This window comes from Legionella sp. PC997 (assembly GCF_014109825.1).
Lineage (GTDB): Bacteria > Pseudomonadota > Gammaproteobacteria > Legionellales > Legionellaceae > Legionella.
On the sequence record NZ_CP059576.1, the window covers coordinates 2,066,295 to 2,091,714 of the forward strand.

Consider the following 25,420-nt stretch of genomic DNA (forward strand, 5'->3'; position numbering starts at 1 on the left):
GTTTTAGATGGGTAATATTTTTTTTAGCACAATTGCATCTTCAACATGGTCCCCTTCCACATAGTAAGCTGGTTTAATTTCAATTTGCTCAAATCCCATACTTTGATAAAGATGTAAAGCTGATTTGTTACTAGGTCTCACTTCAAGGACAACATGATCAATATACTGGGACTCTGTTAATGAGTGCAGTACTTTTTTTAAAAATTGACGTCCGTAACCTTGTGATTGAAAAGATTTAGCGATACAGAAATTTAAAATATGGCAGCACTTATTACTATGCCTAGAAATAATATAACCCCCAATTATTAGACGGTTTCCAACATCTATATCTAATACACGACAATCATATCCTACACGAACACAATCCCTTAAAATATCTCTCTCCCAGGGTGCAATATGAACCTCTTTTTCAATTGCATAAACATGATCAATATCTGATTCAGTCATGGGTCGAATGTTAAGTGTCATCCTTTTCGCTCCTATACAAAAATCATCTCCCTGGCAAAGCGAAGCCGGGGGATTACTTCATTAGTTTCCCATGTTACGTAACCCGTAATGCTAATAAGTTCAAAATTTTTTCGATTTCCGAAGGAGTGAATTTATTGCTGAGTCACTATAAAATAAATCTCCGCCTGAGCGGAGATGACAAAGATTTTAGTTCAATCAATTTAACTCAATACAGCAGGAAATCACTTCATCAGACTGCACATTACATATTATCCATTAGTTTTTTTCTTTTTTGGCAAGTAAAGATCTGTAATTGTTCCTTCAAATGCCTCTGCAGCTTGAGCGATTGTTTCAGAAAGAGTTGGATGAGGATGTATGGTTAAAGCAATATCTTCAACATCGCAACACATTTCAATAGCTAATGCGGTTTCAGCAATTAAGTCTCCAGCATTAACCCCCACAATCCCTGCACCTAATATTCGATTCGTGTCTGGGCAGAACAATAATTTAGTCATCCCTTCTTCTCGACCCATACTAAGAGCACGACCACTGGCGGCCCAAGGGAATGTAGCTTTTTCATATCGAATATTTTTTTCTTTAGCTTCTTTTTCAGTTAGACCAGCCCAAGCAATCTCTGGATCGGTATAGGCAACACTGGCAATACATTTAGGATCAAAGTAATGTTTTTTACCCGCAATAACTTCTGCAGCAACTTTCCCTTCAGGAATTGCTTTATGTGCGAGCATTGGCTGTCCTACAACGTCACCAATGGCAAAAATATGTGATACATTTGTCCTTTGTTGATTATCGACTTTGATGAAACCCCGTTCATCAACTTTTATTCCTGCTTTTTCTGCATCAATGGCACCACCATTGGGTTTTCTACCCACTGAAACAAGAACCTGCTGGAAACAAAGAGGTTGGTCTGTTGCATGTTCGCCTTCCATAGAAACATAAATTCCATCTTTTTTGGCTTCGACGGCAGTTACTTTAGTTTTCAAAAGGAACTTAACGCCTTTCTTCTGCATGCGTTTTTGCAAAACATTAACCAAATCGAAATCAGCACCTGGAATGAGCTGATCCATAAATTCTACAACCGTTACCTCTACACCTAAAGAGGCATAAACGGTAGCCATTTCTAGTCCAATAATCCCCCCACCTAATACCAATAAACTCCCTTTGAGATCAGCAAGCTCTAAGGCCCCTGTGGAACTAAAAATACGTTTATCTTCTGGAATAAAAGGTAAATTAATGGATTCAGAACCCACTGCTATGATTGCATTTTCAAATTCAACTTCCACTGCACCATCTTTTGTGGCAACCGTTACTTGATTGGGGCCTGAAAATTTACCTATGCCAATAACGACTTCAACTTTACGTTGTTTGGATAATGCCTTTAAACCACCAGTCAATTTAGAAACTACTGAATTTTTCCACGCGACGATTTTTTTACTATCCAGCTTTGGTTTACCAAAACTAACACCTTGCTCGGACATTTCATGCGCTTCATCAACCACTTTTGCAATATGTAATAATGCCTTAGAGGGGATACAACCGACGTTTAAGCAAACACCACCTAGTGAATCATAACGCTCAACCAATACTACTTTTTTTCCCAAATCAGCTGCTCTAAATGCCGCGGTGTATCCACCAGGGCCACTTCCTAATACCACGACATCTGTTTTTATTTTATTAGCCATTACAAGCCTCTTCAATTAGATATTTATAAAAATTAGAGTAAAATTCGTCTTATATCACTTAAGCACTCGCAAACAAAACGAGTAAAACGCGCCGCTTCAGCTCCATCTATAACTCGATGATCATAGGATAGAGACAAAGGCAACATTAATCTTGGTTGAAAGGTACCGTTTTCATAGACCGGTTTTATTTCCGAGCGAGATAATCCCAGAATAGCTACTTCGGGACTATTCACTATGGGTGTGAATGATGTCCCACCAATTCCACCTAAGCTGGAAATTGTAAAGCATCCTCCTGACATATCATTGAGCATCAAGCCTTTATCTCGAGCTTTAGTGCTTAAACGGGTCATTTCAGCCGCAATTTCAGCTACAGTTAACTTATCCACATTTCTAATTACAGGAACAACCAGACCGTTAGGAGTCTCTACTGCAATACCTATATTGAAATACTTTTTATAGATAAGATTTTCGCCAGAAGCATCTAATGATGCATTAAATTGAGGAAATGCCTTTAGTGCTTTACTCACTACAGCGCATACGAAAGCCAGCAAAGTGAGTTTATATCCTTTTTCTTTAGCCTGTCCTGATTCAGACTTCCTAAATGCTTCAACATCAGTAATGTCAGCTGAATCAAATTGAGTAACATGAGGGATGGTAATCCAAGAACGATGTACGTTAACTCCAGTAAGCTTTTTAATTTTATTCAGTGGTTTAGTTTCAATATCACCAAATTGAGTAAAGTCAATTACTGGATTAGGTTGAATGTTAAGAGAGCCTTGATTCGGTTGCTCACTAAGACGACCTTTAACATAGGCTTGTACATCCTCTTTAGTAATCCGTTCCTTACGACCAGTACCTTTTACTGCATCAAGATTTACACCGAATTCACGAGCTATGCGCCTTACAGCAGGACCTGCAGCAATTAATTTTGAAGAATTTCCTGGCTCAACAAAAGCAGCTTGAGGAGAAGCTGGCTCCTCTTTTTTAGATTCTGTCTGGTTTGTTGTTGCAGCAACACTTGCTGGCTTCTGCTCGGTAGCGGTTTTACTTTTTTCAATTTCAGATCCACTTTCTAAGGCAGCTAAAAGAATCAAATCACCTTCAGAAACCTTATCCCCTACTTTAACATTGAGCTTCGTTATAGTTCCTGAAATCGGTGAAGGAATCTCCATGCTGGCTTTATCTGATTCCAAAGTAATCAGTGGCGTATCTACTTCAATTCGTTGCCCAACTTGAACCATGATTTCAATCACGTCTACTTGGCTTGCGCCACCAATGTCGGGAATTTTAACTTCTTTTAATTGTTCTGATTTCTTTTCTTGTGTCACTTGAGATTCTTTTGGCTCTGAATTGACCGGTTCCTTTTTAGCAGGTGGAGTTTCATTTTCTTGTTCGTTATTCGATTCTTTTTCCACCGTGGCAAAAAGAATTAGATCGCCTTCAGACACTTTATCACCCACTTTAATATTCAGTTTGGTGACTTTTCCTGCAACTGGAGAAGGAATCTCCATGCTGGCTTTATCTGATTCCAAAGTAATGAGTGGCGTATCAACTTCAATTTGATCTCCTACTTGAACCATTATTTCGATCACATCAACCTGAGTCGCTCCACCAATATCAGGAATCTTAACTTCTATTTCGTTTGCCATGTTTTTCCTCAAAAGATTGCTCAGTGTACTCAAGCCTTGATGGAATAGAAAACATATCTAAGTGATTAATTTATGGTTCCATTACCACCAAAACTTGAATTACCAAGCCTACTATATACTTTTAATTCTAATGATTAACCGGATTTAATTTATCAGGATTAATGTTATAGCGCTTTATAGCATCCACAACTTTAGACTTATCAATACTTCCTTCGGCAACTAAAGCATTTAATGCTGCAAGAACAATAAATTTAGCATCTACTTCAAAGAAATGACGTAGTCGCTCTCGTGTGTCACTTCTTCCATAACCATCCGTACCCAAAGTTACATAGTGATTAGGTACAAACGGTCTAATTTGATCTGCATAAATTCGTAAATAATCTGTTGCAGCTATTACTGGCCCTGGTCTGCCCTCTAATTGAGTTGTAACATAACTTTTTTGTGCTTTTTCCTTGGGATGCATTGCATTATAACGTTCTACAGCCAACCCATCTCTTCTTAATTCATTAAAGCTTGTGACGCTCCAAATATCTGCAGTCACAGCATAATCATCTTTTAACATTTGTGCCGCTTTAATGACTTCACGCAGTATGGTTCCACTTCCCATTAATTGAACATGTTGTTTGGACTTCTTCTTGGTTTCTTGCAATACATACATCCCCTTAATGATGCCCTCTTCAACCCCTTTTGGCATATCTGGATGCATGTAGTTTTCATTCATTACGGTAATGTAATAAAAAATATTTTCCTGCTTCTCGAACATACGATATAAACCGTTTTGGATAATCACAGCAAGTTCATAAGCATAAGTGGGATCATAAGAAACACAATTTGGAATTGTTGAAGCATATAAATGGCTATGTCCATCTTGATGTTGCAATCCTTCCCCTGCCAGTGTGGTTCGTCCAGCAGTTCCGCCTAATAGAAATCCTCTAGCTTGCATATCCCCAGCAGCCCAAGCCAAATCGCCAATACGTTGAAATCCAAACATAGAATAGTAAATATAAAATGGGATCATCGCTAATTTGTTTGAACTGTAAGAAGTCGCTGCTGCAATCCACGAACAAAAAGCTCCTGCCTCGTTAATTCCTTCCTCAAGAATTTGTCCATCTTTCGCTTCACGATAAAACATTACTTGCTCATGGTCTACCGGTGTATACAGTTGACCCACTGGAGAATAAATACCAATTTGTCTAAATAAACCTTCCATTCCAAACGTTCTGCATTCATCAGGAACAATTGGAACGATCCGTGGGCCGATTTCTTTACTTTTCAACAATGTTGAAAGAATACGTACGAATGCCATCGTTGTAGAAATTTCACGGTCACCTAAGCCTTTAGTAACGGATGAAAATTCAGCAAGCTCAGGAGCCTTTAAAGGTTCTACTTGTGTTGATCGCGATGGTAGATAACCGCCTAATATTTCTCTTTGTTTCTTAATGTATTTAATTTCAGGGCTATCATCTGCAGGTTTATAAAATGGAATATCAGCAATTTGATCGTCACTGATAGGAATACTAAATCGGTCTCTAAATGCCTTCAGTTGCTCCACAGTCATTTTCTTTTGTTGGTGAGTAATATTTTGTCCTTCACCAGCGGCTCCCATTCCATAACCTTTAATTGTTTTTGCTAAAATAACAGTGGGTGTACCTTTATGTTCAACCGCTTTAGCATAGGCAGCATAAACTTTTTGAGGATCATGGCCACCACGATTCAATCTCCAGATTTCTTCGTCGGTATAATTTTCAACCATTTTCTTTAATTCGGGATATTCATTAAAGAAATGCTGTCGCACATAAGCGCCATTATTTGCTTTATAGGCTTGATAGTCACCGTCCACGCACTCTTCCATACGTTTTTGCAACCAACCCTCTTTATCACGCGCTAGCAATGGATCCCAGCGTCCACCCCAAATCACTTTAATTACATTCCAGCCAGCACCACGGAATAAACCTTCTAATTCTTGAATTATTTTGCCATTGCCACGTACAGGGCCATCAAGGCGCTGTAAATTACAATTAACCACAAAAATAAGATTATCAAGCTTTTCACGCGCTGCAATACTTAAAGCCCCTACTGATTCAGGCTCATCCATTTCACCATCACCAAGAAAAGCCCATACTTTCCTATCCTCAGTTTTTATTAATCCTCGATTTTCTAAATATTTTAAAAATCGTGCTTGATAAATAGCTTGTAAAGGACCTAATCCCATAGATACAGTAGGAAATTGCCAAAACTCACTCATTAACCACGGGTGCGGGTATGAGGATAGACCATCAACTTCTACTTCTTGTCTGAATTTACCCAATTGTGCTTCTGTAAGTCGCCCTTCAAGAAAAGCACGAGCGTAGATACCGGGGGAAGAATGACCTTGGATATATATTAAATCACCCCCATGCTCCCCATTGGGTCCTTTAAAAAAGTAATTAAAACCTGTTTCATACAAAGTAGATGAGGAAGCGTACGAAGCGATATGCCCCCCTAGTTCAGGAGCATATTTACCTGCACGTAACACCATTGCCACCGCATTCCAACGAATCAAAGCACTAATACGCTTACCAATGCCCTCATCAGGAGGTATTTGCTTTTCTTCATGCAGATTAATGGTATTTCTGTAGGGTGTATTAATTGAACTGGTTAAGTTTACCCCTTCTGCATTTGCTTTACTAAGAAGCTGTTTCAAAAGAAAAGCTCCGCGTTGCGGACCGTCATTGATTAATACAGCTTGCAGGGCATCCAGCCATTCACGTGTTTCTATAGGATCCAAATCTAAATTGTTTTCATTTGCCATGAAAGTGTTCCCCGAAATCTATTAAACTCAATAAGGTACAGCTTGTAATTATTTTGGAATTACACCAGCGCAACCTTTCTTACAAATTGTGAAATCTGATGAGCAATCACATGTTACTTTGCGGCATTGTAGTGGATCGCGGTAAGAATTCAACTCGCGCATCACCTTTTTACCTTGAACTCTTCGCTCATGTACATATTTCGCAAAACTTTTTTCCGCTTGTCGTTGAGACACATAGGAACATGTCTGACAATTATTAATACAGTTATCTCTACAAAACCCAAAGTGCTGCACACATGTCGTATTACATTGTTCTAATGCTTGGCCTGTTAATGCATTTTGATGAAACCCCTGACAACCAGCAAGCATTAATATTATAGTGCAACAAATTAGACGCTCAAAAGAATTCATATAAAATCCACAAAAATGATTATGCAGTTAAATGCTCCCAGCTCAAAACTCAAAACATAATTACAACCAGGTAATTAATGTAAATAAAGCAATAAAAACCAACATAACAATAATTGCATGCTCAACCAATCCTTCTGCTACTGGCATAGGAATCTCGTCTGTTTCATTTGTTCTAACCGCGAGTAGCCCACACTCCCGTAACATCTCATTATTCATATCCGGTTTGGCGAGAAAGTAATTCGTAAATAAAGAAAAGCCTCGTTGGAAATTTCCTACAAGTAAAAAAAGCAATACAGTTAAACGAGCTGGAATCCATTCAAACAGATCAGTAACTTCATCTGCCTGCTCCTCTATGAAAGGAATCTCGCGGCATAAAGTAATTAAACGATATGCCAAAGCGCCAATAGGTCCGGCGATGATAAACCAAAATACAAGAGAAAATAATTGTCTATTAACTAAGATAAAATAGTCCCCGACAAGCTCTTGGTTACTTTTTGTATCGGATTGTACTATTGGGTAAAAAACATTTTGAGGACCAAGGCAATAAAAGAAAACGAGTACACTCAAAAGAAATCCCATTAAACCGAACACCACAGGGTTCAGCAAAAGATAAAGCAGAGACACCAGCAGTAAAATAGGCACTATGATTAAAACTAAAAGTGCCCATGGATTATTAAGAAAACTATGTTTATTCCCCATATTTTTGATCTTTTGACAATAATCTGGGAACCAATAAAATCGCTGATAGGAAACAGAGTGAATCAAAAAACGTTCACTTAATAAACACAATAATATTACCAATAATTTCATTATTTTAGTCCTTACGCATTTTATCAGAGAATGCTATGGGTGTGGGGTATTTCAATACAACAAAATACGATGAAACAATAAAAGTTAATATAGTAGTTGCCTGAATTAAATTAGAAGCTTTATTCGAAATCAGTTCGGTACTCAAGGCAATACTGGCAACCAGCAATGAGAACTCACTTGCTTGTCCCAATCGTATCCCTACCTCTTTGGCAACATGTTTCTTTTCACCCGATTTTTCAAGAAGTAAATAAAATAAAACTGGTTTAAGAAGAAGCACTAAAGCAGACAAAATCAGCGCAGGAATTATAACTTGTTGTGCCAAACCAAAGTTAAAAGTTGCTCCGATTGAAAAGAAAAACATGACCAGGAAAAAATCCCTTAACGGTTTTAAACTCTCTGCAATGAAAAGGGAGATTGGGCTTGCTGCAAGTGCAACTCCAGCAATAAAAGCACCAATATCTTCTGAGAGCCCCATCTTCTGTGCAAGAACTGATAACCCCAAGCACCAACCAATTGATAATAAAAATACATATTCCTGAGTTCTATCAAAACGAGCCAGCAACCGAATTAAAACATATTTCTCAATAGCAAATGCAAAAAGGCACAAAGCAGGTAAATTAATGCCTACTAAAATAATATCATCTATGGAGAAACCACCTGTTTGCTGGGCTCCATTAATTAAGATCAATACAATGATTGCAATAACGTCCTGCATAAGCAATACGCTTATCATGACCTCACCAGTATGTTGATGGTGTAGGATAGTCGTCGGTAATAATTTCAATCCAATAATGGTACTTGAAAACATCATTGAAGCGCCTAAAATCCATGATTCAGCCACTGTCAACCCGAAGAACCTGCCAATAAAATATGCAGTAACTGCAAAAAGAGCAGAACTAATTAAAGCAATCCATGTAACTTTCTTAAGCATATGCACGAGATTTTGTGGCTGCAAATGCAATCCAAGTAGGAATAATAAGAAAACTATTCCCACGTCACCAATTTGTTTGACAATACTCACATCAGATACAAGCTTTAAACCCCATGGTCCAAATACTGCACCCAAAAGAATATATGCAACTAGCAAAGACTGTTTGGTGTAAAGAACCAAGGTGGATAGAAATGCTGCTCCTGCGAAAATTAAAAATATGGTATAAAACACAGAGCCATCATGCATTGATTCAGCACCTTAATATTAAAATAAAACCAACCTTAATAAAGAACATTGTAAGCCAGATTAAGCACACTAGAACAAGAAGTTAAACACAAAATTGATATATACTGCGCTAGTACATAAGGCCTATACAATTTTATTACTATAATAATTCAAATGTTCTGAAAGTTTGACGTGATAATTTTATCCATTAATCCATTAATAAGCCATCAAAATTCATATGAATTAAACTAAAACGGAAAAAGAACCCTTCACTCCATTAAGTGTTAATTTGCGTTTTAGACTATCGGCCATATTTTTAGAGCCAAATGGACCAACTCTCACAATATAATGCTGCTTGTAATGCTCAATATATACTGGGGATGGAGTGATATGAGTTAATTTTTCTTTTAACCGCTTCGCCATGGCTTCGGTTGTAAAAGCTCCAGCCTGAAGATAATAGTGAGCCTGTCCTTTAGGTCCCATTAATGTTTCAATTTCAACCGGTGCAGTCCCTTTTGGAAAGACACCGAGTTTTAAAGCCGCAGCGTAGGACAAATCAATAATCCTGTCTGAATGAAATGGTCCCCTATCGTTTACTTTAACAATTGCAACCTTTCCATTATTTAGATTTTTAACTTTTACATATGTGGGCAGTGGTAAAGTTTTATGTGCAGCGGACATGACATACATATCATAAGGCTCCCCACTTGAAGTTCTTTGTTTGTGAAATTTTGTGCCATACCAGGAAGCGATTCCTCTTGCTTTATATCCTGATGAGCTTCTCATTACTTGATATGAACGTCCATCAACGGAATATTCTGATATGTTGCCATATCGACTCAAAGGCTCTTTGGAAGGTACCGGCTCTTTAAAACTTATTTTTTTAGCTTTTGCTGGGGCTCCATCTTGGCGCTGGGTATATCGATGGTTTTTATTCTTATAACGGTTATATATGGAATTATTTGTATTGTTCTTATTCTGAGTTACTTGTCGTGTAGGCTGCTTGCTTCCTGCTGATGCTGAATCAAGAGACTGATTTGTAGTTTGACAACCGGCTAATATAATCGTCACGGCAATAAGTATCTTTCGCATATTTTCCATTTTTAATTATTATTTTCTGGTTAATATACAGAAATATCACATAATTTCGAAGATTTATTTTATTTTGAAAAAAATTTCATTATTTTTCATCTGCTATTTTGTTGCCGGCAAAAGGCTGTGGTACTATATTCGCATTTTGCAATGGGACTAGATAACAACATGACAAGAGCAACGTCTATTTTATTAACTACTTTGTTTATTATTACATTATTTGTACAATCAACAAATTCAATAGCTGAGGTAGATTCCTTACCTCCAAAACCTACTGCGGATTTGGAAAGACCTTCGCCAACCGTGAATGATAAACCTTTAGTTACTCCTGCAGCCCCAATTCTTAATGCGAAAGCGTACATACTTATCGACGTAAACAGCGGCAAAATTATTGCTGAAAAAAATAGTGAAGAACGTTTACCTCCAGCAAGTTTAACTAAGATGATGACTTTATACGTGATATCAAGTGCCCTGCATCATGAACAAATTCACCTCACTGATAATGTACGAGTAAGTCGTGAGGCTTGGAAAATAGGTGGCTCACGTATGTTTATTAAAGAAGGTCAACAAGTTCCTGTTGAAGACCTGCTCAAAGGAATTATCGTTGACTCCGGCAATGACGCCTGTGTGGCAATGGCAGAGCATCTTGGTGGAACTGAAAATTCTTTCACTGATCTTATGAATCAGCAAGCTCAAAATCTGGGAATGAAAAATAGCCATTTTACTGACAGTACGGGTTTGCCTGATCCTAACCTATATACTACGGCAAAAGATTTAGCGATTCTTGGAAGATCCTTAATTAATGATTTTCCACAATATTATGATTGGTATAAGCAAAAGTGGTTTACCTACAATGGCATTCGTCAACCCAATAGAAACCGATTGTTATGGCGCGATAATCAAGTGGATGGTATAAAGACTGGTCACACGAATGAAGCAGGTTTTTGTCTCGTATCTTCTGCAAAACGTGACAATATGCGTTTACTTGCTGTTGTTCTTGGTGAACCCAGTGATTCTTCTCGTGCCGATGATAGCGAAAAATTGCTCAATTATGGTTTCAGGTTCTTTGAAACGCATCAGCTTTACAAATCAGGACAATCAATTTCCGAGCTTCCTCTTTATAAAGGAAGTGTTGATAAAATAGCTGTAGGACTAAATGAAGATCAATATATCACTATTCCGACTGGTCAGTATCAACGTCTTAATATTTCTACAAAAGCTCCTTCTTACCTTGAAGCTCCCATTAAGAAAGGTGATAAAATAGGTGACCTGGTGGTTCAATTTGACAATAACGTAGTATCAACTCGACCACTGTATGCTTTGCAAGATGTTGAATCAGGCGGTTTTTATACTCGAACAAAGGACTCAATACGTTTGGCCTTTAAACGATGGTTTGGCTCCTAAGCCATAGGGTTTAAGAATGGAAAAAACAACTTTAATTGAATTTCCCTGTGATTTTCCTATAAAAATCATAGGGATCAATTCAACTGTTTTTCTAGAGGAAATCAGAGAAATTACTTTCACTCACTTTCCAGATATTACAGAAGATGCGCTGACTCATAAAATGAGTAAAGACTCCAATTATCTAGCAATAACTGTGACGGTTTATGCTAGAAATCAAGAAATGCTTGATACATTTTATAGAGCCATTACCCAACATCCCGACGTGAAAATGGTTCTATAATGAAAATACAACAGCTGGGTATTCAAAATTACAATGATGTTTGGCTGCGAATGAAAGAGTTTACCCAAAACCGAGACATACATACACAAGATGAACTCTGGCTTTTGGAGCATTCCCCTGTCTATACTCAAGGACAAGCAGGTAAGCCCGAACATATTCTAAATCCTGCATCTATCCCTGTAGTACAGTCGGATCGTGGAGGACAAGTGACGTACCACGGACCAGGCCAGCTTGTTGCATATGTCTTAATGGATATTAATAGGAAAAATTTAGGGATAAGATCATTGGTGAGTCAATTGGAGCAGATTCTGATTTCCGTGCTTGCACAATATCAAATCGAAGGTTCTATACATTGTGGCGCCCCGGGTGTATATGTTAATGAGAAAAAAATTGCGTCAATTGGATTAAGAGTTAAAAATGGGCGTACTTATCACGGAATTGCCCTTAATGTTGATATGGACTTAAAACCTTTTTCAGGAATAAATCCATGTGGATTTGCAAAAATGGAAATGACTCAAATAAGTCAGTTTGTTCCTACCGTGCAAATAGACGAAGTCAATCAGCATTTCGTGCAATATTTTCTGCAACAATTTTATCGCTGAAAAAAATATGAACTTGTTCGTAGATTACGTACAGCCACTCACTGTTTGGTTGCAACAAAACCCTCACTGGTCATTATTTATCACATTTCTAATTTCTCTAACTGAATCACTTGCAATTATAGGTAGTATTGTACCAGGTAGTGTTACTATGACCGCCATAGGTATCCTTGCTGGCTCCGGAATTATGCGTATTGATCTTACCTTATTGGCAGCGATTTTAGGGGCCGTTGTTGGAGATAGCCTTAGTTATATCCTGGGTTATTATTATAGCGATCGATTGACTGAAATTTGGCCATTTAGTAAATATCCCAAATGGATACAATGGGGCAAAGATTTTTTTGAAACACACGGAGGCAAAAGTGTATTAATTGGTCGGTTTGTGGGACCCCTACGCTCAATTATTCCCGTAATTGCAGGGATACTACATATGCAGCATTGGCGTTTTTTTGTAGCAAATGTTTTATCAGCGATTGGCTGGTCTATTTTATATGTTATGCCGGGTGTTGCAATAGGAGCGGCAAGTCATGAACTCTCTACTGAAAGCGCAACACGATTATTTATATTAATCCTTATTCTACTTGCTGTACTTTGGTTTATTAGTTTATTCATAAAGCGAATTGTTGGGTTATTAAGCTCTATTTTAAAGCTTTACTTACATACTTTCTGGCTAAAGCTTAAAGACAACTCTGTTTTTGTTTACGTGTACCGCATGCTTACACCTGAGGGTGAATCAAATCACTACCATACTGCTGCACTGGTATTGATAACCATGTTTTGCCTGCTTTTTTTTCTCATACTTTTAGGACTAACAGTTGGGACACAATATCTTGCTTCAGTTAATTACCCCACTTATTTATTTCTACAAAGTTTTAATACCCCCACATTAAAAGTATTTTTTATCTTTTGTACTCAATTAACATCTTCAACAACGATATTAAGTCTCTTTATTATTTGTTGTGGCTGGTTTATTTATCAGAAAAATAGAATAGCCATAGTTTATTTATGCAGTCTTATTATTTTTAGTAGTTTTTTAGCACTATCCCTTATTTATTTTTTCCATATTCCTAGACCGTCTGGATTATTGATTGTTATGCCAGGCTCTTCTTTTCCTGCAGTTAATCTTTTAATTGCTACTGCATTGTATGGATTTATTTTATTCTATCTTAATAATACCTATGATTTATTCACCAACATGTCAAAGTCAATTGTATTTACAATTCTTGGTTTTAGTGGTTTAGGTGCGTTATATTTAGGAGATTATTGGCTCACAGACATTTTGGCATCGTACTTTGCGGGTACAACAATTTGCTTGATTCACTGTTTGATTTATAGAAAATCTAATATCCCACACCAAAAAACGATACCGTCATTACTATTAATTTCTTTGCTTTTTATCGGTATTTTTTTACCTTCATTTGGCTCAACCTATGTAAATTTCAAAACTTTATCTTACAACCATACTCCCTATCATAAAAAATTTACTTTAAGCGAAAAAACTTGGTGGGGGCAAGAAAAGCCAACTTTACCAATTTACCAATTTAGTCGGATAGGTAAACGAATTAGTTTATTGAACATTCAATTCTCAGGCAATTTAGATACACTTCAAAATTCGCTAGAAAAGAATGGATGGAAACCGCATCAAGATTCATTTTTTACCAATTTACTTTTGCGAATGAGTCAAAAACCAAACAGCGTTAAATTGCCATTGTTTACTCAGTTGTATGAAAATAAGCCGCCCATGTTGATAATGACCTATTCCGATCAACAAACTAAGTTAACTTTGGAATTAAGAATTTGGGAGTCAAGTTATAATATATTAGAATCAAATCAGCCATTATGGATAGGTAGCGTTCATCCATCCACTCGTGCAAATAAGAAAATGAGTAATCAGGGTTATTTCCCAAATTTAATAAATCCATTAAGTTATTTGTTTAAAACTGAAAATCCTTTTGTAGTCAAACAAATCAAATTGCCAGAGAGTATGATTAAAACAACAATATATCCAACAGAACCATACTTAACCCTTATTAAAGAAAACAATGACACTACCTTTTAACCATGTCACAACACAGCTTTTTCAAGTAACTTTATTAGGACATCGTCCATACAGTTCTCCTACATACTCTCAAGATTATCGATTAAAAAGGAAAACATCCTCAGGGCAACGATAATTTATTACACTTAAACTCAAGCTTAATACAATCTATACAGATGCCAAAAATACTGATATAACTATATAGTTTTAAAGTAAATATCACTTAATTTTTAGAGTATGACTCAAATGTATACACTGGGAAAATTAATCCAAAGTCTTTTTCCATTAATTGCACTAGTACTCTTTATTATTGGAATAAAACGACACGCTATTTATTACATTATTTCATCTCTTTGGCTGAGCCTTATTGCACTTCTCATTCATTTTCAATTCTCTGGAAATGAAATTTTTGGAACCTATTTTAACTATCTTAATGCAGGAATTTATTCATTTAATTTACTTATCTTGCTCCTTGCCCTAATACAAGTCATATCGCATTTAAGTATAAATGCCCCTGCTTTTAAATACGCATATACTTTTGTTAATGCACTTTTAGTTGTGGGAGCATTTATTCTGATTAGCAATCTGTGGATTAATGCATTCTTTATAGAGAATAAGATGGAAGGAACACCCGTTATGCAGGTGGCCCTCTTTGACAAGCCTGGATATTGTGATAGTAAGTATGTATTTTATAAAATTGATCGAGACAGTTCTGTCGCCTACCTTTGTCCGAACTATTATGGTCTATTACCCTCTGTAGGCCATCTAGCAACGAGCCCCGATTTCATTACTACACAAATGTCATTACCCATAAAAAAACAAATGCTACTCAAACAAAAAAATAAAAGTTAAATCTATTGATCCATTCTGAGAAGAAAATCAATAAAAAGCATTACATGATTATATTTGCACGTGAAGTCTGGGAGGTTAAATTGTTCTTTGTATTAATATTTGATAACATGCCAACAATCCATCACTCTAGTATTTCTATGAAACGGTTATTTGCATTTGTCATAATGATATTTAGCCTGAATTGCTTTGCTATGGCACCTAAACTTAATTGGGATCAAGCCGTCGACCGAGCAATTAAACGATATGGCTTACGTGTCGAACCGCAATTGAAATCTTATTTCTCAAAAGCTAAGGTAAGTTATCCTCCGAGTGATATTGCGTTACTTGCTTTTAAATCCGAAAGAAAAGTGGAGCTCTGGGCTAAAGACTCTAATCAATCATGGAAACATATTCATGATTACCCTTTAACAGGATTCAGTGGTCGGCTAGGTCCTAAGTTACGTGAAAATGATAAACAAATCCCTGAAGGTGTTTATAAATTAGTTAATTTTAATCCATTCAGCAGTATGCATTTGTCAATGATGATTAATTACCCCAATAATTTTGATAAACAAAAAGGTTATCAAGATGGGAGAAGAAATTTAGGCAATAATATTTTTATCCATGGTAAAAACTTATCTGTGGGTTGCCTGGCTGTGGGAGATCTCGCTATAGATCAACTTTTTATTTTGGCACGTCGCGTAGGTTTAAGTAATATTCAGGTAATTATCGCACCCAATGATTTACGTAAGAGCAAACCATCCACCACTACCTTTGCACAACCGAGATGGCTTCCTGAATTATATAAACAAATTGCAGAATCATTAAAGCCTTTTAGTAAAGAGAAAAAGACATATACTGCTTAAAATTAAATGTAGGGTCGACCCATTTGGGCAGTCCTCTTGAATACCGCGTCCCGTCATCCCGCGTCTTGCAAGGGATGACGACAAAATTCCCTATATTAAAGGTACTGATATAAATTATTCTTTAGGCAAAGAAGCTAAAAACTCAGTAACCTCTTTGGGCGTTAATTCATAACATTGGCCACGCGATAAAAATCTTGGCATAGTTAATACACCATAACGAATGCGTATCAATCGGCTTACTTCAACACCTTGGGACTCCCATAAACGTCGTACTTCCCTATTACGTCCTTCATTTAAAGTCACATGATACCAGGAGTTCGATCCTTCTCCACCCCGGAATTCTAAACGTGTAAATTTAGCTATTCCATCGTCAAGTTCCACACCTTTTTGTAAAATATTTAAAGCCTCCGGACTCACTTGACCATGAATTCTAACTGCATATTCTCTTTCTAAGCCATATTTAGGATGCATTAATTGATTCGCTAAATCACCATTATTGGTGAAGATAAGTAAACCAGAAGTATTTAAATCCAAACGACCCACCTGAACCCAACGGCCTTGTCGTAAATGAGGTAGATGATCAAAAACGGTCTTCTCAAATTTAGGATCATGACGGCTTGATATTTCACCTACAGGTTTATGGTAAAGCAGAATGCGGGTGTTTTGCCTCACTTTAAGGGGATTAGCAATTAACTTTCCTTTTACAGTGATTTTATCTTCGGCACTTGCTGAGTCACCTAATTTTACTGGTTTGCCATTAACTTGGACCCAGCCATTTTCTATCCAACGCTCCATTTCTCGTCGAGATCCAAGGCCAGCTTGACTTAGTATTTTTTGTAACCTTTCGCTGCTCATTCAGTAATATACTCTTCATTAGGATTATGTAAAGTTAATGCTTCCATAACCTCAGGTAAGGTTGGAAGTTCATTTAAATATTTTAAATTAAAATAATTCAAAAATTCTCTTGTAGTCGTGTATACAGCGGGCTTACCCGCTACATTTTTATAACCAGAAACCCGAATCCATTCTCGCTCCAATAAGGTTTTTATTATTTGACTACTTACCGCCACACCACGAAGCTCCTCAATATCAGCTCGGGTAACAGGTTGCTTATAAGCAATAATAGCTAAAGTTTCAAGCAAAGCACGAGAATATTTACTCGGTTTTTCAATTTGCATTCGTGCAACCCAGCTACTATATTCTTTTCTCGTTTGGATAATAAAGCCAGCAGCAACTTGGATAAGCTCAATGGATCGAGAGGTATAGTCTTCTTTTAAGTCATTAATAATAACCACTAAATGTTCTTTAGTTGGCCTTTGCCATTCATCAAATACCTCTAGCAGTCTATCTATTGAGAGTGGTTCATTCGAACTTAAAAGTAGCGCTTCAACTACGTTTTTTAATTCCTTTTCATCCATCTTATGCTGCCTGTAAATGTATTGAAGAAAATGCTTCGTTTTGCGTGATCACAATGAGTGATTGTCTCGCTAATTCTAAAATGGCTAACAGAGAAACTACCAAACCAATTCGTCCCTCTTCGATTGAAAATAATTGACTAAATTCTAAAACATTATGTTCTTGGAGAAGCGCTAATACATGACTCATTCGCTCACGAACCGATAATACTTCGCGTGAAACCTGATGGTGGCTTGTCTGCTCTTCTCTTTGTAATAGGGATTTCATTGCCGCAATTAAATCTTCTAACTGTACGTCTGGATGAACTATGATACGTTCAAGCTCAGAAGGAACAATTTGAATTTGAAAATGATCTCGCTCTTGTCGTGGAAGTGCATCGAGCAATTCCGCAGCAACTTTTATTTGTTCATAGGCTTGAAGTTTTCGTACTAAACTCATACGAGGATCCTCTTCCTCCTCCTCTCCACTAGTAGGAGGAGCCGGAAGCAACAATCGAGACTTAATTTCTGCAAGCATTGCAGCCATCAATAAATAATCAGCAGCTAATTCTAAACGTCTGCATTCCATTAATTGAATATAATGCAAATATTGCTTCGTGATACTAACAATTGGAATATCCAATATATCAATATTCTGTTTGCGAATAAGGTATAAAAGCAAGTCTAGAGGTCCGCTAAAAGAGTCTAAAAGCACCTCTAGTGCATCAGGAGGAATAAACAAATCATCTGGGAGCTCCGTAAGCTCCTTACCGTCAATAATTGCTTTTACTTCTGGTTTACTTGCTAATTCAATATCCATGCTAAAAACTCATTCTTTATTAGGCTCCTTGCAGACACCTTCAAAGATCAACATAAATCGGTACTGTAAAGTTGGTGAAGTAGTGAAACCTGGACACTATTATATTCGTCAAGGATTTTTCAAAAGTACCCATACAACGTCCAGACATCAATAATCGAGGCCCATAACTTCTCGTACGGTACTCAAATTTTTACAAGCGACTTCTCGTGCGGCCTCGCTTCCTTCAGAAACAATTCGTTTTACTGAACTCAAATCAGACTCATATTCCGTAATTGCTTCCTGGATAGGTTTTAATTCTTTATTAACCGCGTCAACGATGGGTCGTTTGCATTCAATGCAACCAATACCAGCTGAACGACAGCCTTTTTGAACCCAATCTTTAATTTCATTATTCGAGTAAATTTTATGAAATTGCCAAACTGGGCATTTTTCTGGCTCACCAGGATCTGTTCGTTTGATTCGCGCTGGATCAGTGGGCATAGTTAATATCTTTTTCTCAACCTGTTCAGGAGGCTCTCTTAACATAATTGTATTATGATAAGATTTAGACATTTTTTGTCCATCAATGCCAGGCATTTTTGCAGTTTCGGTAAGTAATGGATGAGGTTCAGGTAGAATTATTTTGCCACTTCCTTCCAAGTAACCTAGGAGACGCTCTTTATCACCAATAGATAAATTAGGTTGATCTTCTAACAAAGCTTGTGCTGTTTTAATTGCCTCATGATTTCCATGCTCCTGAAATTGACGACGCAACTCGCTGTAATACTTACCGTTCTTTTTACCCATTTTCTTAATTGCTTCGGCTGCCAACTCTTCAAAATTAGGTTCTTTACCATAGATATGATTAAATCGACGCGCAATTTCTCGAGTAAGCTCAATATGTGATACTTGATCTTCACCAACAGGAACATAATCAGCATGATAGATAAGAACATCAGCACTTTGTAATAAGGGATAACCTAAAAATCCATAGGTTGATAAGTCTTTTTCTTTTAATTTTTCTTGTTGATCTTTAAAACTCGGTACCCGTTCCAACCACCCTAACGGTGTAATCATGGATAAAAGTAAGTGCAATTCTGCATGTTCTGGAACCCAAGATTGGATAAATATTCGTGATAATCCAGGATTTACTCCACAAGCCAGCCAATCCACAATCATATCCCACAAATGTTTCTCTATAAAACCTGTCTCATCATATTGTGTAGTTAAGCCATGCCAATCGGCTGCAAAAAAGAAGCAATCATATTGATGTTGTAATTTAATCCAATTTTTTATTACACCATGGTAGTGCCCAAGATGTAATCTTCCACTGACACGCATTCCAGAAACAACTCGTTTATTGGAACTAAATAATGCTGACATCAATATCCTCTTTATAAATATTAATTATTACTTAAAAGGTTCGGGATCACCCTTACCCTCCCTAATTATCACTGGATAATCACCAGTCAAATCAATTACCGTTGTGGGTTCTTGTCCACAATTACCACCATCAATAACTAAATCGATCTGATGCCCTAAAAGATCGTGAATCGCTTCAGGTTCACTCAATGGGGCTTTTGCACCCGGGAGAATCAATGTCGTACTCATTAACGGAGCTTCGAGACACTCTAATAGTGCAAGTGTAATCATATTATCGGGGACGCGTAATCCTAGGGTTTTTCTTTTAGGATGCAGCATTAATCGTGGCACCTCGTGGGTTGCATTAAGAATAAATGTGTAGGAACCGGGCGTAAATGCTTTCAATAATCTAAATATTGGATTGGATACACGGGCATAAGTCCCAAGCTGAGATAAATCCCGACATACCAGAGTCATGTTATGATTTTTATCCAATTGGCGTAATTTTCTAATACGTTCAAGTGCCGCTTTATTACCTAAACTACAACCCAACGCGTAACCTGAGTCAGTAGGGTAAACAATTAATCCCCCTTCCTCAATAATATTCACCGCTTTTCTCAATAAACGAGCCTGTGGATTATCAGGATGTAATGCAAAAAACTGACTCATAAAGTCCCCTGTTAAATGTTCCATTCATGCCAAATAGGTGTACAGTTTACTGGGAGTGGCCTCTGACCGCCAAGCTTTACTCGCGAAGCAATATCACTATGATAATCCGATCCAGAAGAAGCTAATAAATTGAACCGAAGACATATCGCAGCCATTTCATTGACTTCAGTTACAGTCATCTCACCTGAAACCACTTCTATTCCCACGCCACCAACTTCTTTAAATTCTTTAATTAACTCATGCAATTTAGAACGCGTCAATCCGTATTTAAGTGGATGAGCAATTACTGCCTGACCACCAGCATCAATAATGCCCTCGACAGCTTCCTGGATGCTAATCCAAGGAGTAGGAATATAAGCGCCCTTACCTCTCCCCAAAAAACGCTTAAATGCAGTAGCAAGGTCTTTAACTTTACCTTCATTTACAAGAACTTGTGCAAAATGAGGTCTACCAACGCGCTCATGTCCCGCTAAGTTACATGCCTTTGAATAAGCATCCGCAATACCAAGCAAGTCCAATGCAGTCCCAATTTGCTGCGCACGCGCTACTCTATTTTGATTTTGTCTTTGAATAAGCTCGAAGAAATCGGGCGTATAATCCATGTGATACCCTAGGATATGTAATTCATGCTTTTTCCATCGGACACTAAACTCTATACCATTAATTATTTTAATCGAAGTGGTAGAAGCCGCTTGCAATAATTCTGGATAACCTGAGACTGTATCATGATCTGTTAGCGATAAACACTGAATCTGTTTGCTTTGTGCTCTTTGGATTATTTCCTTCGGACTTAAGAATCCATCAGAAAAACTGCTATGACAATGAAGATCGATCATGAATGAATGTTATACCAAAAAAGAATGATTGTAGCATAAATCTTGCAGAAGGTGCGCGTTCTGAACTATTCTTGTGAGCTTAAACCTTACACAACTAAAAAGTATAATAAATACTATACTCATAATATATTACTTTTAAGGAAAACCAAAAAATAATGATCCATAATGTTCATCATGTTAAATTATGCAGAAAATCAATTGTCGCCCGAAATAATAAACAAGCTGATTTTCTCGATTCAATTGATCGTTTTGATGTAACCTTTGCTGTTGGTCCAGCAGGAACTGGGAAAACTTATTTAGCAGTGTCTAAAGCGATACAATGTTTTGAAAAAGGGGAAGTGCAAAGGTTGATTTTTGTAAGACCGGCAGTAGAAGCAGGCGAAAAATTAGGATTTCTCCCAGGAGATTTAGTAGAAAAAGTACTACCTTATCTAAGACCTATTTATGACGCATTATATGAAATGATAGGCTTCAAGGAAACTCAAAAACTCATTCAAACTGATATTATCGAGGTTTTACCTTTAGCATTCATGCGTGGTCGAACTCTAAACGAGGCATTTATAATTCTTGATGAAGCACAAAATACAACAGTTATGCAAATGAAAATGTTCTTAACACGTATTGGTTTTGGCTCAAAGGCTGTAGTAACTGGAGATGTGACCCAAGTTGATTTACCTAAAGGTATTGATTCTGGACTTGCGCATGCAGTAGGATTATTCAAAAAAATACCGGAAATCAGTATTCATACGTTTACAAGTCGTGAAGTGGTACGACATCCGTTAGTATCTAAAATTGTTGACTGCTATGATCAGGCATCAACAGGAAAAAATAAATGACTTATTATATCGATATCCAAAACGCAACTGATGAATCACTACCTATCAGCGAAGATGAAATAATAAACTGGGCCTCACTGGCTTTAAGAGATTATCAAAAAGAAGCTGAACTCACCGTTCGTCTGGTTACACCAGAAGAAATGATTCATCTAAATCATACCTACAGAAAACAAAATAAAACCACAAATGTTTTGGCATTTCCCAGTTCATTACCTCCGGAGATACAATTGGAGTGTCCATTATTAGGTGATGTCGTAATTTGCCCCACAGTTTTATTAGAAGAAAGTAAGCATCTTAAAAAAACTTTAGAATCCCATTGGGCATTGATTTTGATTCATGGAATATTGCATTTATTAGGCTATGATCATATTAAAGATGATGAAGCGGCCGTAATGCAAGCTATTGAAATTAAACTATTAGCTGAGCTTGGGTTACCAAATCCTTACGACGCAGAGGGTATTTAACTTGAATAAAGAGGAAGATAACAGTACGTGGTTTGCTCGATTTAAGCAGTTTTTACAAGGAGAACCACAAAATCAAGAGGAACTTGTTAGTTTACTAAGAGACGCACAGATTCGCTCTCTTATTAGTGCTGAAACTTTGGCAATGATAGAAGGTGCTATTTCATTCTCCAAAATGCGTGTGCGAGATATTATGTTGCCAAAAAATCAGATGATTTGTATTAAAGAAGATGAGCAATTTTGCGACATCATCAAAACAGTCACCCAAACTGGCCATTCGAGATTTCCAGTAATCACTGCAGACTCAGATGAAATCATTGGAGTATTACACGCAAAAGATTTATTACGCTATCAATCTGCTAACTTGGATTCCTTTGACTTACTTGATATTTGTAGGCAGGCCACTTTTGTTCCTGAAAGTCGACGCTTAGATAGCCTACTGAGTGAATTTCGTAGTAACAAAAATCACATGGCAATTGTGGTGGATGAATATGGTGAAGTTTCTGGCTTTGTGACCATTGAAGACATTATCGAACAGATTATTGGGGATATTGAAGATGAGTTCGATATCGATGAAGATGCGTATCTTAAGGCGCATGAAGATGGACACTATATTGTTAAAGCCCATATGCCGATTGATGAATTTAATGAACAACTTAAAGCAGATTTTAGTGAGGAAATTTATGATACAATAGGTGGGATTGTAATGAATAGTTTTGGTCATTTACCTTCACGAGGGGAAACGATTACGATTGATTCTTTTGAGTTTAAAATTATTAACGCGGATGCTCGAAGAATCAAATTAATGGAATGTATTGATAAACGCAAGGCATAATGAAGTATGAATGGTAATATTCTCATAATTGATGACGATATAGAGCTGACAGATTTATTAGCCCAATATTTGGAACCTGAAGGATTTCATGCTGTTTGTGTCCATGACGGAGAAAATGGAGTAAAGAAAGCATTAAATCAAACTTTTGATGCAATTATTCTAGATGTCATGTTACCCAAATTGAATGGTTTTGAAGTATTAAAAGCAATTCGTGAACATTTGGAAACACCAGTTCTTATGCTCACGGCTCGTGGTGATGATATCGATCGAATTGTAGGTCTTGAAATTGGAGCAGATGATTATCTCCCAAAACCATGCAATCCCCGCGAATTAGTAGCTCGTTTACGTGCTATTTTAAGGCGTACTCAAAAGATTCCCACATCAAGACCTATTATTGAGCAACATAATATAGTTGTTGACTGTTCCAAACGTCATGTAACCATGGCGGGAAACTATCTTGAACTGACGAATGCTGAATTCAATATTTTAGAAATGCTTATAAAGTCACCAGGACAAGCATTCTCTAAGGAGGAGCTTACTGAATATGCGCTAGGCAGAAAATATACTGCATATGATCGTAGTATCGATGTTCATATCAGTAACTTAAGAAATAAGTTAGGAGATAATCCTCAAGGTGAACCAATAGTTAAAACAGTTCGTGGATTTGGATATATGTTTAATGCGTAGTTTGTATTGGAAAATTTTTATTTCGTTTTGGCTCGCCACAATACTTATTATTTTCACTACAGCCTGGGTAATAAGTCACATCGTACAAAAATCATCATTGCCTGCCCAAGAACAGCTATTTATGGATAGTTATGCAAATGCGGCGGTTGCAACCTACGAATCAGGCCGACAAACTGCATTATTAAAATGGCTTAATAAAATTGGTATTTCACGCCATATGTCCATTTATTTGCTATCCAGCTCGGGTGAAATTATTGGCACACACGCAGTACCAGAAAATGTGAAAAAAGTTGCAGAAAACTTACTTCAGGATCAGCTAAGCGAAGGTATTTTAAAATCAGGCAAACTCATAGTGAGTCATGAAATTTTATCCACTTCAGGAAAATTTTATCGACTTGCAGCTGTTAGTGAAAAACCAATCTATCATTTTGTCGGTGTTCCGTGGGCTGGTCTAGCGATTCGTCTCATTTTGGCCACATTTATTAGTGGTCTAATCTGTTATTTATTATCCCGCTATTTAACTCAACCTCTGCGATCGTTAGGAATGGCAGCTAAGTCGATTGCGACTGGAAAGTTAAATACACGTGTTGGGCCTTTAAGAGGACATTACAATGACGAAATAGCTCAATTGAGCAATGAGTTTGATCGAATGGCAGAACAACTTGAGACCCTAATCACCTCTAAAGAGCGATTGTTACAAGATATTTCACATGAATTACGTTCCCCTCTTGCTCGATTACAAATTGCCATAGAATTAGGACGTAATAAAACGAAGGGTTTAGCAGATACAGAGTTTAATCGTATGGAGCTCGAATGTGCCAGGTTAAATGCTTTGATCACTGAAGTGTTAGATTTTGCTCGTTTAGAGAAATCAACAACTGATCTTAATTTAAGTAAGGTTGATCTTTCTGCTCTTTTACACAATATCATTAGAGATGCCAATTATGAAGTTGGGGAGGAAACCCCCCGCGTCAACGCGGGTGTAATTGAACCGTGTAGCTTGCTCCTTGATGAGCGGTTAATTCATAGAGCAATAGAAAATGTGGTTCGCAATGCCCTACATTATTCGCCAGCCACAGAACAAGTCGTCGTTTCATTAAAACATGATGAAACTAAAGAACATATCTATATCGATATCAGTGATAAAGGCCCTGGTGTACCTAAAGATCAGCTCGATAAAATATTTAGTCCCTTTTATCGTGTTGATACGTCAAGAACAAAAAAAACAGGTGGATACGGATTAGGATTAGCCATTGCCGCTCGCTCAATTTACTTACATCATGGTGAAATTATGGCTCTAAATAACCCTGATGGAGGATTGCTCGTACGGATTATTCTTGATTCAAAATCGGATATTAAAACCGAAATATCTGAACTCAATTCGGTAATGGCTAATACATCAACCTATAATGTAAAAGTAAAAAATTGATTAAGTCTGCATATTTTTTCACTTTTATATTCTTAAAT

General features: G+C 37.1%; 24 protein-coding genes. 11 read left to right on the forward strand and 13 right to left on the reverse strand.

The window, feature by feature from the left end:
• Positions 1-3: 3 nt before the first annotated feature.
• The 7 genes from rimI to HBNCFIEN_RS08825 all read right to left on the reverse strand — a co-directional run bounded on the left by rimI (position 4) and on the right by HBNCFIEN_RS08825 (position 10,056).
• The gene (rimI, locus tag HBNCFIEN_RS08795) at positions 4-468 is read right to left on the reverse strand and encodes a ribosomal protein S18-alanine N-acetyltransferase (protein ID WP_182390738.1); all 465 of its coding nucleotides are present in this window, start codon (positions 466-468) and stop codon (positions 4-6) included.
• A gap of 248 nt (positions 469-716) precedes the next feature.
• Positions 717-2,147: a dihydrolipoyl dehydrogenase gene (gene lpdA / locus HBNCFIEN_RS08800; protein ID WP_182390739.1), complete on the reverse strand. Its 1,431-nt coding sequence runs from the start codon at positions 2,145-2,147 to the stop codon at positions 717-719.
• A gap of 32 nt (positions 2,148-2,179) precedes the next feature.
• Positions 2,180-3,796 (reverse strand): dihydrolipoyllysine-residue acetyltransferase, encoded by a 1,617-nt coding sequence (gene aceF, locus HBNCFIEN_RS08805; RefSeq protein ID WP_182390740.1) that lies wholly within the window; start codon positions 3,794-3,796, stop codon positions 2,180-2,182.
• 127 nt (positions 3,797-3,923) lie between these two features.
• Positions 3,924-6,587, reverse strand: coding sequence for a pyruvate dehydrogenase (acetyl-transferring), homodimeric type (gene aceE, locus HBNCFIEN_RS08810; RefSeq protein WP_182390741.1), 2,664 nt, complete (start codon positions 6,585-6,587; stop codon positions 3,924-3,926).
• Between the two features lie 471 nt (positions 6,588-7,058).
• Entirely contained in the window at positions 7,059-7,808 is a 750-nt protein-coding gene (locus HBNCFIEN_RS08815; protein ID WP_182390742.1) for a regulatory signaling modulator protein AmpE, read from the reverse strand.
• 4 nt (positions 7,809-7,812) lie between these two features.
• On the reverse strand, positions 7,813-8,985 hold the full coding sequence (locus HBNCFIEN_RS08820; protein WP_182390743.1) for a cation:proton antiporter: 1,173 nt from the start codon (positions 8,983-8,985) through the stop codon (positions 7,813-7,815).
• Positions 8,986-9,207: 222 nt separating this feature from the next.
• The gene (locus HBNCFIEN_RS08825; RefSeq protein ID WP_182390744.1) at positions 9,208-10,056 is read right to left on the reverse strand and encodes a septal ring lytic transglycosylase RlpA family protein; all 849 of its coding nucleotides are present in this window, start codon (positions 10,054-10,056) and stop codon (positions 9,208-9,210) included.
• A 168-nt stretch (positions 10,057-10,224) separates the two neighbouring features.
• Between HBNCFIEN_RS08825 and HBNCFIEN_RS08830 the strand changes: the two genes are divergently transcribed.
• The 6 genes from HBNCFIEN_RS08830 (at position 10,225) to HBNCFIEN_RS08855 (ending at position 16,074) form a co-directional block, all read left to right on the forward strand.
• Positions 10,225-11,460 carry a D-alanyl-D-alanine carboxypeptidase family protein gene (locus HBNCFIEN_RS08830; RefSeq protein ID WP_182390745.1) on the forward strand — a complete coding sequence of 412 codons (1,236 nt, stop codon included), beginning with the start codon at positions 10,225-10,227 and terminating at the stop codon, positions 11,458-11,460.
• Positions 11,461-11,476: 16 nt separating this feature from the next.
• Complete coding sequence (locus tag HBNCFIEN_RS08835; RefSeq protein ID WP_182390746.1) at positions 11,477-11,740, forward strand: YbeD family protein; 264 nt, start codon at positions 11,477-11,479, stop codon at positions 11,738-11,740.
• On the forward strand, positions 11,740-12,342 hold the full coding sequence (lipB, locus tag HBNCFIEN_RS08840) for a lipoyl(octanoyl) transferase LipB (protein ID WP_182390747.1): 603 nt from the start codon (positions 11,740-11,742) through the stop codon (positions 12,340-12,342). Before HBNCFIEN_RS08835 ends, lipB begins: the two co-directional genes overlap by 1 nt.
• Positions 12,343-12,349: 7 nt before the next feature.
• Positions 12,350-14,398: a bifunctional DedA family/phosphatase PAP2 family protein gene (locus HBNCFIEN_RS08845; protein ID WP_182390748.1), complete on the forward strand. Its 2,049-nt coding sequence runs from the start codon at positions 12,350-12,352 to the stop codon at positions 14,396-14,398.
• Positions 14,399-14,623: 225 nt separating this feature from the next.
• Positions 14,624-15,229, forward strand: a complete 606-nt coding sequence (locus tag HBNCFIEN_RS08850; RefSeq protein WP_182393661.1) for a type I secretion system protein LssZ — start codon at positions 14,624-14,626, stop codon at positions 15,227-15,229.
• A 137-nt stretch (positions 15,230-15,366) separates the two neighbouring features.
• Positions 15,367-16,074: a murein L,D-transpeptidase family protein gene (locus HBNCFIEN_RS08855; protein ID WP_182393662.1), complete on the forward strand. Its 708-nt coding sequence runs from the start codon at positions 15,367-15,369 to the stop codon at positions 16,072-16,074.
• A gap of 114 nt (positions 16,075-16,188) precedes the next feature.
• On the opposite strand, the gene HBNCFIEN_RS08860 is transcribed toward HBNCFIEN_RS08855, so the two are convergent.
• From HBNCFIEN_RS08860 to HBNCFIEN_RS08885, 6 genes are all read right to left on the reverse strand, one after another.
• The gene (locus tag HBNCFIEN_RS08860; protein WP_182390749.1) at positions 16,189-16,929 is read right to left on the reverse strand and encodes a pseudouridine synthase; all 741 of its coding nucleotides are present in this window, start codon (positions 16,927-16,929) and stop codon (positions 16,189-16,191) included.
• Positions 16,926-17,492, reverse strand: a complete 567-nt coding sequence (scpB, locus tag HBNCFIEN_RS08865) for an SMC-Scp complex subunit ScpB (RefSeq protein WP_182390750.1) — start codon at positions 17,490-17,492, stop codon at positions 16,926-16,928. The genes HBNCFIEN_RS08860 and scpB overlap by 4 nt, the downstream gene beginning before the upstream one ends.
• Position 17,493: 1 nt before the next feature.
• Positions 17,494-18,288, reverse strand: coding sequence for a ScpA family protein (locus tag HBNCFIEN_RS08870; protein WP_182390751.1), 795 nt, complete (start codon positions 18,286-18,288; stop codon positions 17,494-17,496).
• A gap of 147 nt (positions 18,289-18,435) precedes the next feature.
• Entirely contained in the window at positions 18,436-19,650 is a 1,215-nt protein-coding gene (locus tag HBNCFIEN_RS08875) for a tryptophan--tRNA ligase (protein ID WP_182390752.1), read from the reverse strand.
• A 27-nt stretch (positions 19,651-19,677) separates the two neighbouring features.
• A complete protein-coding gene (locus HBNCFIEN_RS08880; protein ID WP_182390753.1) occupies positions 19,678-20,298 on the reverse strand; it encodes an L-threonylcarbamoyladenylate synthase in 621 nt (206 codons plus the stop codon).
• Positions 20,299-20,309: 11 nt separating this feature from the next.
• Entirely contained in the window at positions 20,310-21,134 is an 825-nt protein-coding gene (locus HBNCFIEN_RS08885) for a PHP domain-containing protein (protein WP_182390754.1), read from the reverse strand.
• A 155-nt stretch (positions 21,135-21,289) separates the two neighbouring features.
• Between HBNCFIEN_RS08885 and HBNCFIEN_RS08890 the strand changes: the two genes are divergently transcribed.
• The 5 genes from HBNCFIEN_RS08890 to cpxA are packed head-to-tail and all read left to right on the forward strand — an operon-like array spanning position 21,290 to position 25,382.
• Complete coding sequence (locus HBNCFIEN_RS08890; RefSeq protein ID WP_182390755.1) at positions 21,290-21,970, forward strand: PhoH family protein; 681 nt, start codon at positions 21,290-21,292, stop codon at positions 21,968-21,970.
• Positions 21,967-22,434, forward strand: a complete 468-nt coding sequence (gene ybeY / locus HBNCFIEN_RS08895; protein WP_182390756.1) for an rRNA maturation RNase YbeY — start codon at positions 21,967-21,969, stop codon at positions 22,432-22,434. Before HBNCFIEN_RS08890 ends, ybeY begins: the two co-directional genes overlap by 4 nt.
• Position 22,435: 1 nt before the next feature.
• Entirely contained in the window at positions 22,436-23,266 is an 831-nt protein-coding gene (locus tag HBNCFIEN_RS08900) for an HlyC/CorC family transporter (RefSeq protein ID WP_182390757.1), read from the forward strand.
• A gap of 6 nt (positions 23,267-23,272) precedes the next feature.
• Positions 23,273-23,953 (forward strand): two-component system response regulator CpxR, encoded by a 681-nt coding sequence (gene cpxR, locus HBNCFIEN_RS08905; RefSeq protein ID WP_182390758.1) that lies wholly within the window; start codon positions 23,273-23,275, stop codon positions 23,951-23,953.
• The gene (gene cpxA, locus HBNCFIEN_RS08910; protein ID WP_182390759.1) at positions 23,946-25,382 is read left to right on the forward strand and encodes a two-component system sensor histidine kinase CpxA; all 1,437 of its coding nucleotides are present in this window, start codon (positions 23,946-23,948) and stop codon (positions 25,380-25,382) included. Before cpxR ends, cpxA begins: the two co-directional genes overlap by 8 nt.
• Positions 25,383-25,420 lie beyond the last annotated feature (38 nt).

Excerpts from the sequence above, each read along its gene's own strand:
- rimI (WP_182390738.1), bottom strand. The coding sequence starts at position 468 with ATGACACTTAACATTCGACCCATGACTGAATCAGATATTGATCATGTT.
- lpdA (WP_182390739.1), bottom strand. The coding sequence starts at position 2,147 with ATGGCTAATAAAATAAAAACAGATGTCGTGGTATTAGGAAGTGGCCCT.
- aceF (WP_182390740.1), bottom strand. The coding sequence starts at position 3,796 with ATGGCAAACGAAATAGAAGTTAAGATTCCTGATATTGGTGGAGCGACT.
- aceE (WP_182390741.1), bottom strand. The coding sequence starts at position 6,587 with ATGGCAAATGAAAACAATTTAGATTTGGATCCTATAGAAACACGTGAA.
- HBNCFIEN_RS08815 (WP_182390742.1), bottom strand. The coding sequence starts at position 7,808 with ATGAAATTATTGGTAATATTATTGTGTTTATTAAGTGAACGTTTTTTG.
- HBNCFIEN_RS08820 (WP_182390743.1), bottom strand. The coding sequence starts at position 8,985 with ATGCATGATGGCTCTGTGTTTTATACCATATTTTTAATTTTCGCAGGA.
- HBNCFIEN_RS08825 (WP_182390744.1), bottom strand. The coding sequence starts at position 10,056 with ATGCGAAAGATACTTATTGCCGTGACGATTATATTAGCCGGTTGTCAA.
- HBNCFIEN_RS08830 (WP_182390745.1), top strand. The coding sequence starts at position 10,225 with ATGACAAGAGCAACGTCTATTTTATTAACTACTTTGTTTATTATTACA.
- HBNCFIEN_RS08835 (WP_182390746.1), top strand. The coding sequence starts at position 11,477 with ATGGAAAAAACAACTTTAATTGAATTTCCCTGTGATTTTCCTATAAAA.
- lipB (WP_182390747.1), top strand. The coding sequence starts at position 11,740 with ATGAAAATACAACAGCTGGGTATTCAAAATTACAATGATGTTTGGCTG.
- HBNCFIEN_RS08845 (WP_182390748.1), top strand. The coding sequence starts at position 12,350 with ATGAACTTGTTCGTAGATTACGTACAGCCACTCACTGTTTGGTTGCAA.
- HBNCFIEN_RS08850 (WP_182393661.1), top strand. The coding sequence starts at position 14,624 with ATGTATACACTGGGAAAATTAATCCAAAGTCTTTTTCCATTAATTGCA.
- HBNCFIEN_RS08855 (WP_182393662.1), top strand. The coding sequence starts at position 15,367 with ATGAAACGGTTATTTGCATTTGTCATAATGATATTTAGCCTGAATTGC.
- HBNCFIEN_RS08860 (WP_182390749.1), bottom strand. The coding sequence starts at position 16,929 with ATGAGCAGCGAAAGGTTACAAAAAATACTAAGTCAAGCTGGCCTTGGA.
- scpB (WP_182390750.1), bottom strand. The coding sequence starts at position 17,492 with ATGGATGAAAAGGAATTAAAAAACGTAGTTGAAGCGCTACTTTTAAGT.
- HBNCFIEN_RS08870 (WP_182390751.1), bottom strand. The coding sequence starts at position 18,288 with ATGGATATTGAATTAGCAAGTAAACCAGAAGTAAAAGCAATTATTGAC.
- HBNCFIEN_RS08875 (WP_182390752.1), bottom strand. The coding sequence starts at position 19,650 with ATGTCAGCATTATTTAGTTCCAATAAACGAGTTGTTTCTGGAATGCGT.
- HBNCFIEN_RS08880 (WP_182390753.1), bottom strand. The coding sequence starts at position 20,298 with ATGAGTCAGTTTTTTGCATTACATCCTGATAATCCACAGGCTCGTTTA.
- HBNCFIEN_RS08885 (WP_182390754.1), bottom strand. The coding sequence starts at position 21,134 with ATGATCGATCTTCATTGTCATAGCAGTTTTTCTGATGGATTCTTAAGT.
- HBNCFIEN_RS08890 (WP_182390755.1), top strand. The coding sequence starts at position 21,290 with ATGATCCATAATGTTCATCATGTTAAATTATGCAGAAAATCAATTGTC.
- ybeY (WP_182390756.1), top strand. The coding sequence starts at position 21,967 with ATGACTTATTATATCGATATCCAAAACGCAACTGATGAATCACTACCT.
- cpxR (WP_182390758.1), top strand. The coding sequence starts at position 23,273 with ATGAATGGTAATATTCTCATAATTGATGACGATATAGAGCTGACAGAT.
- cpxA (WP_182390759.1), top strand. The coding sequence starts at position 23,946 with ATGCGTAGTTTGTATTGGAAAATTTTTATTTCGTTTTGGCTCGCCACA.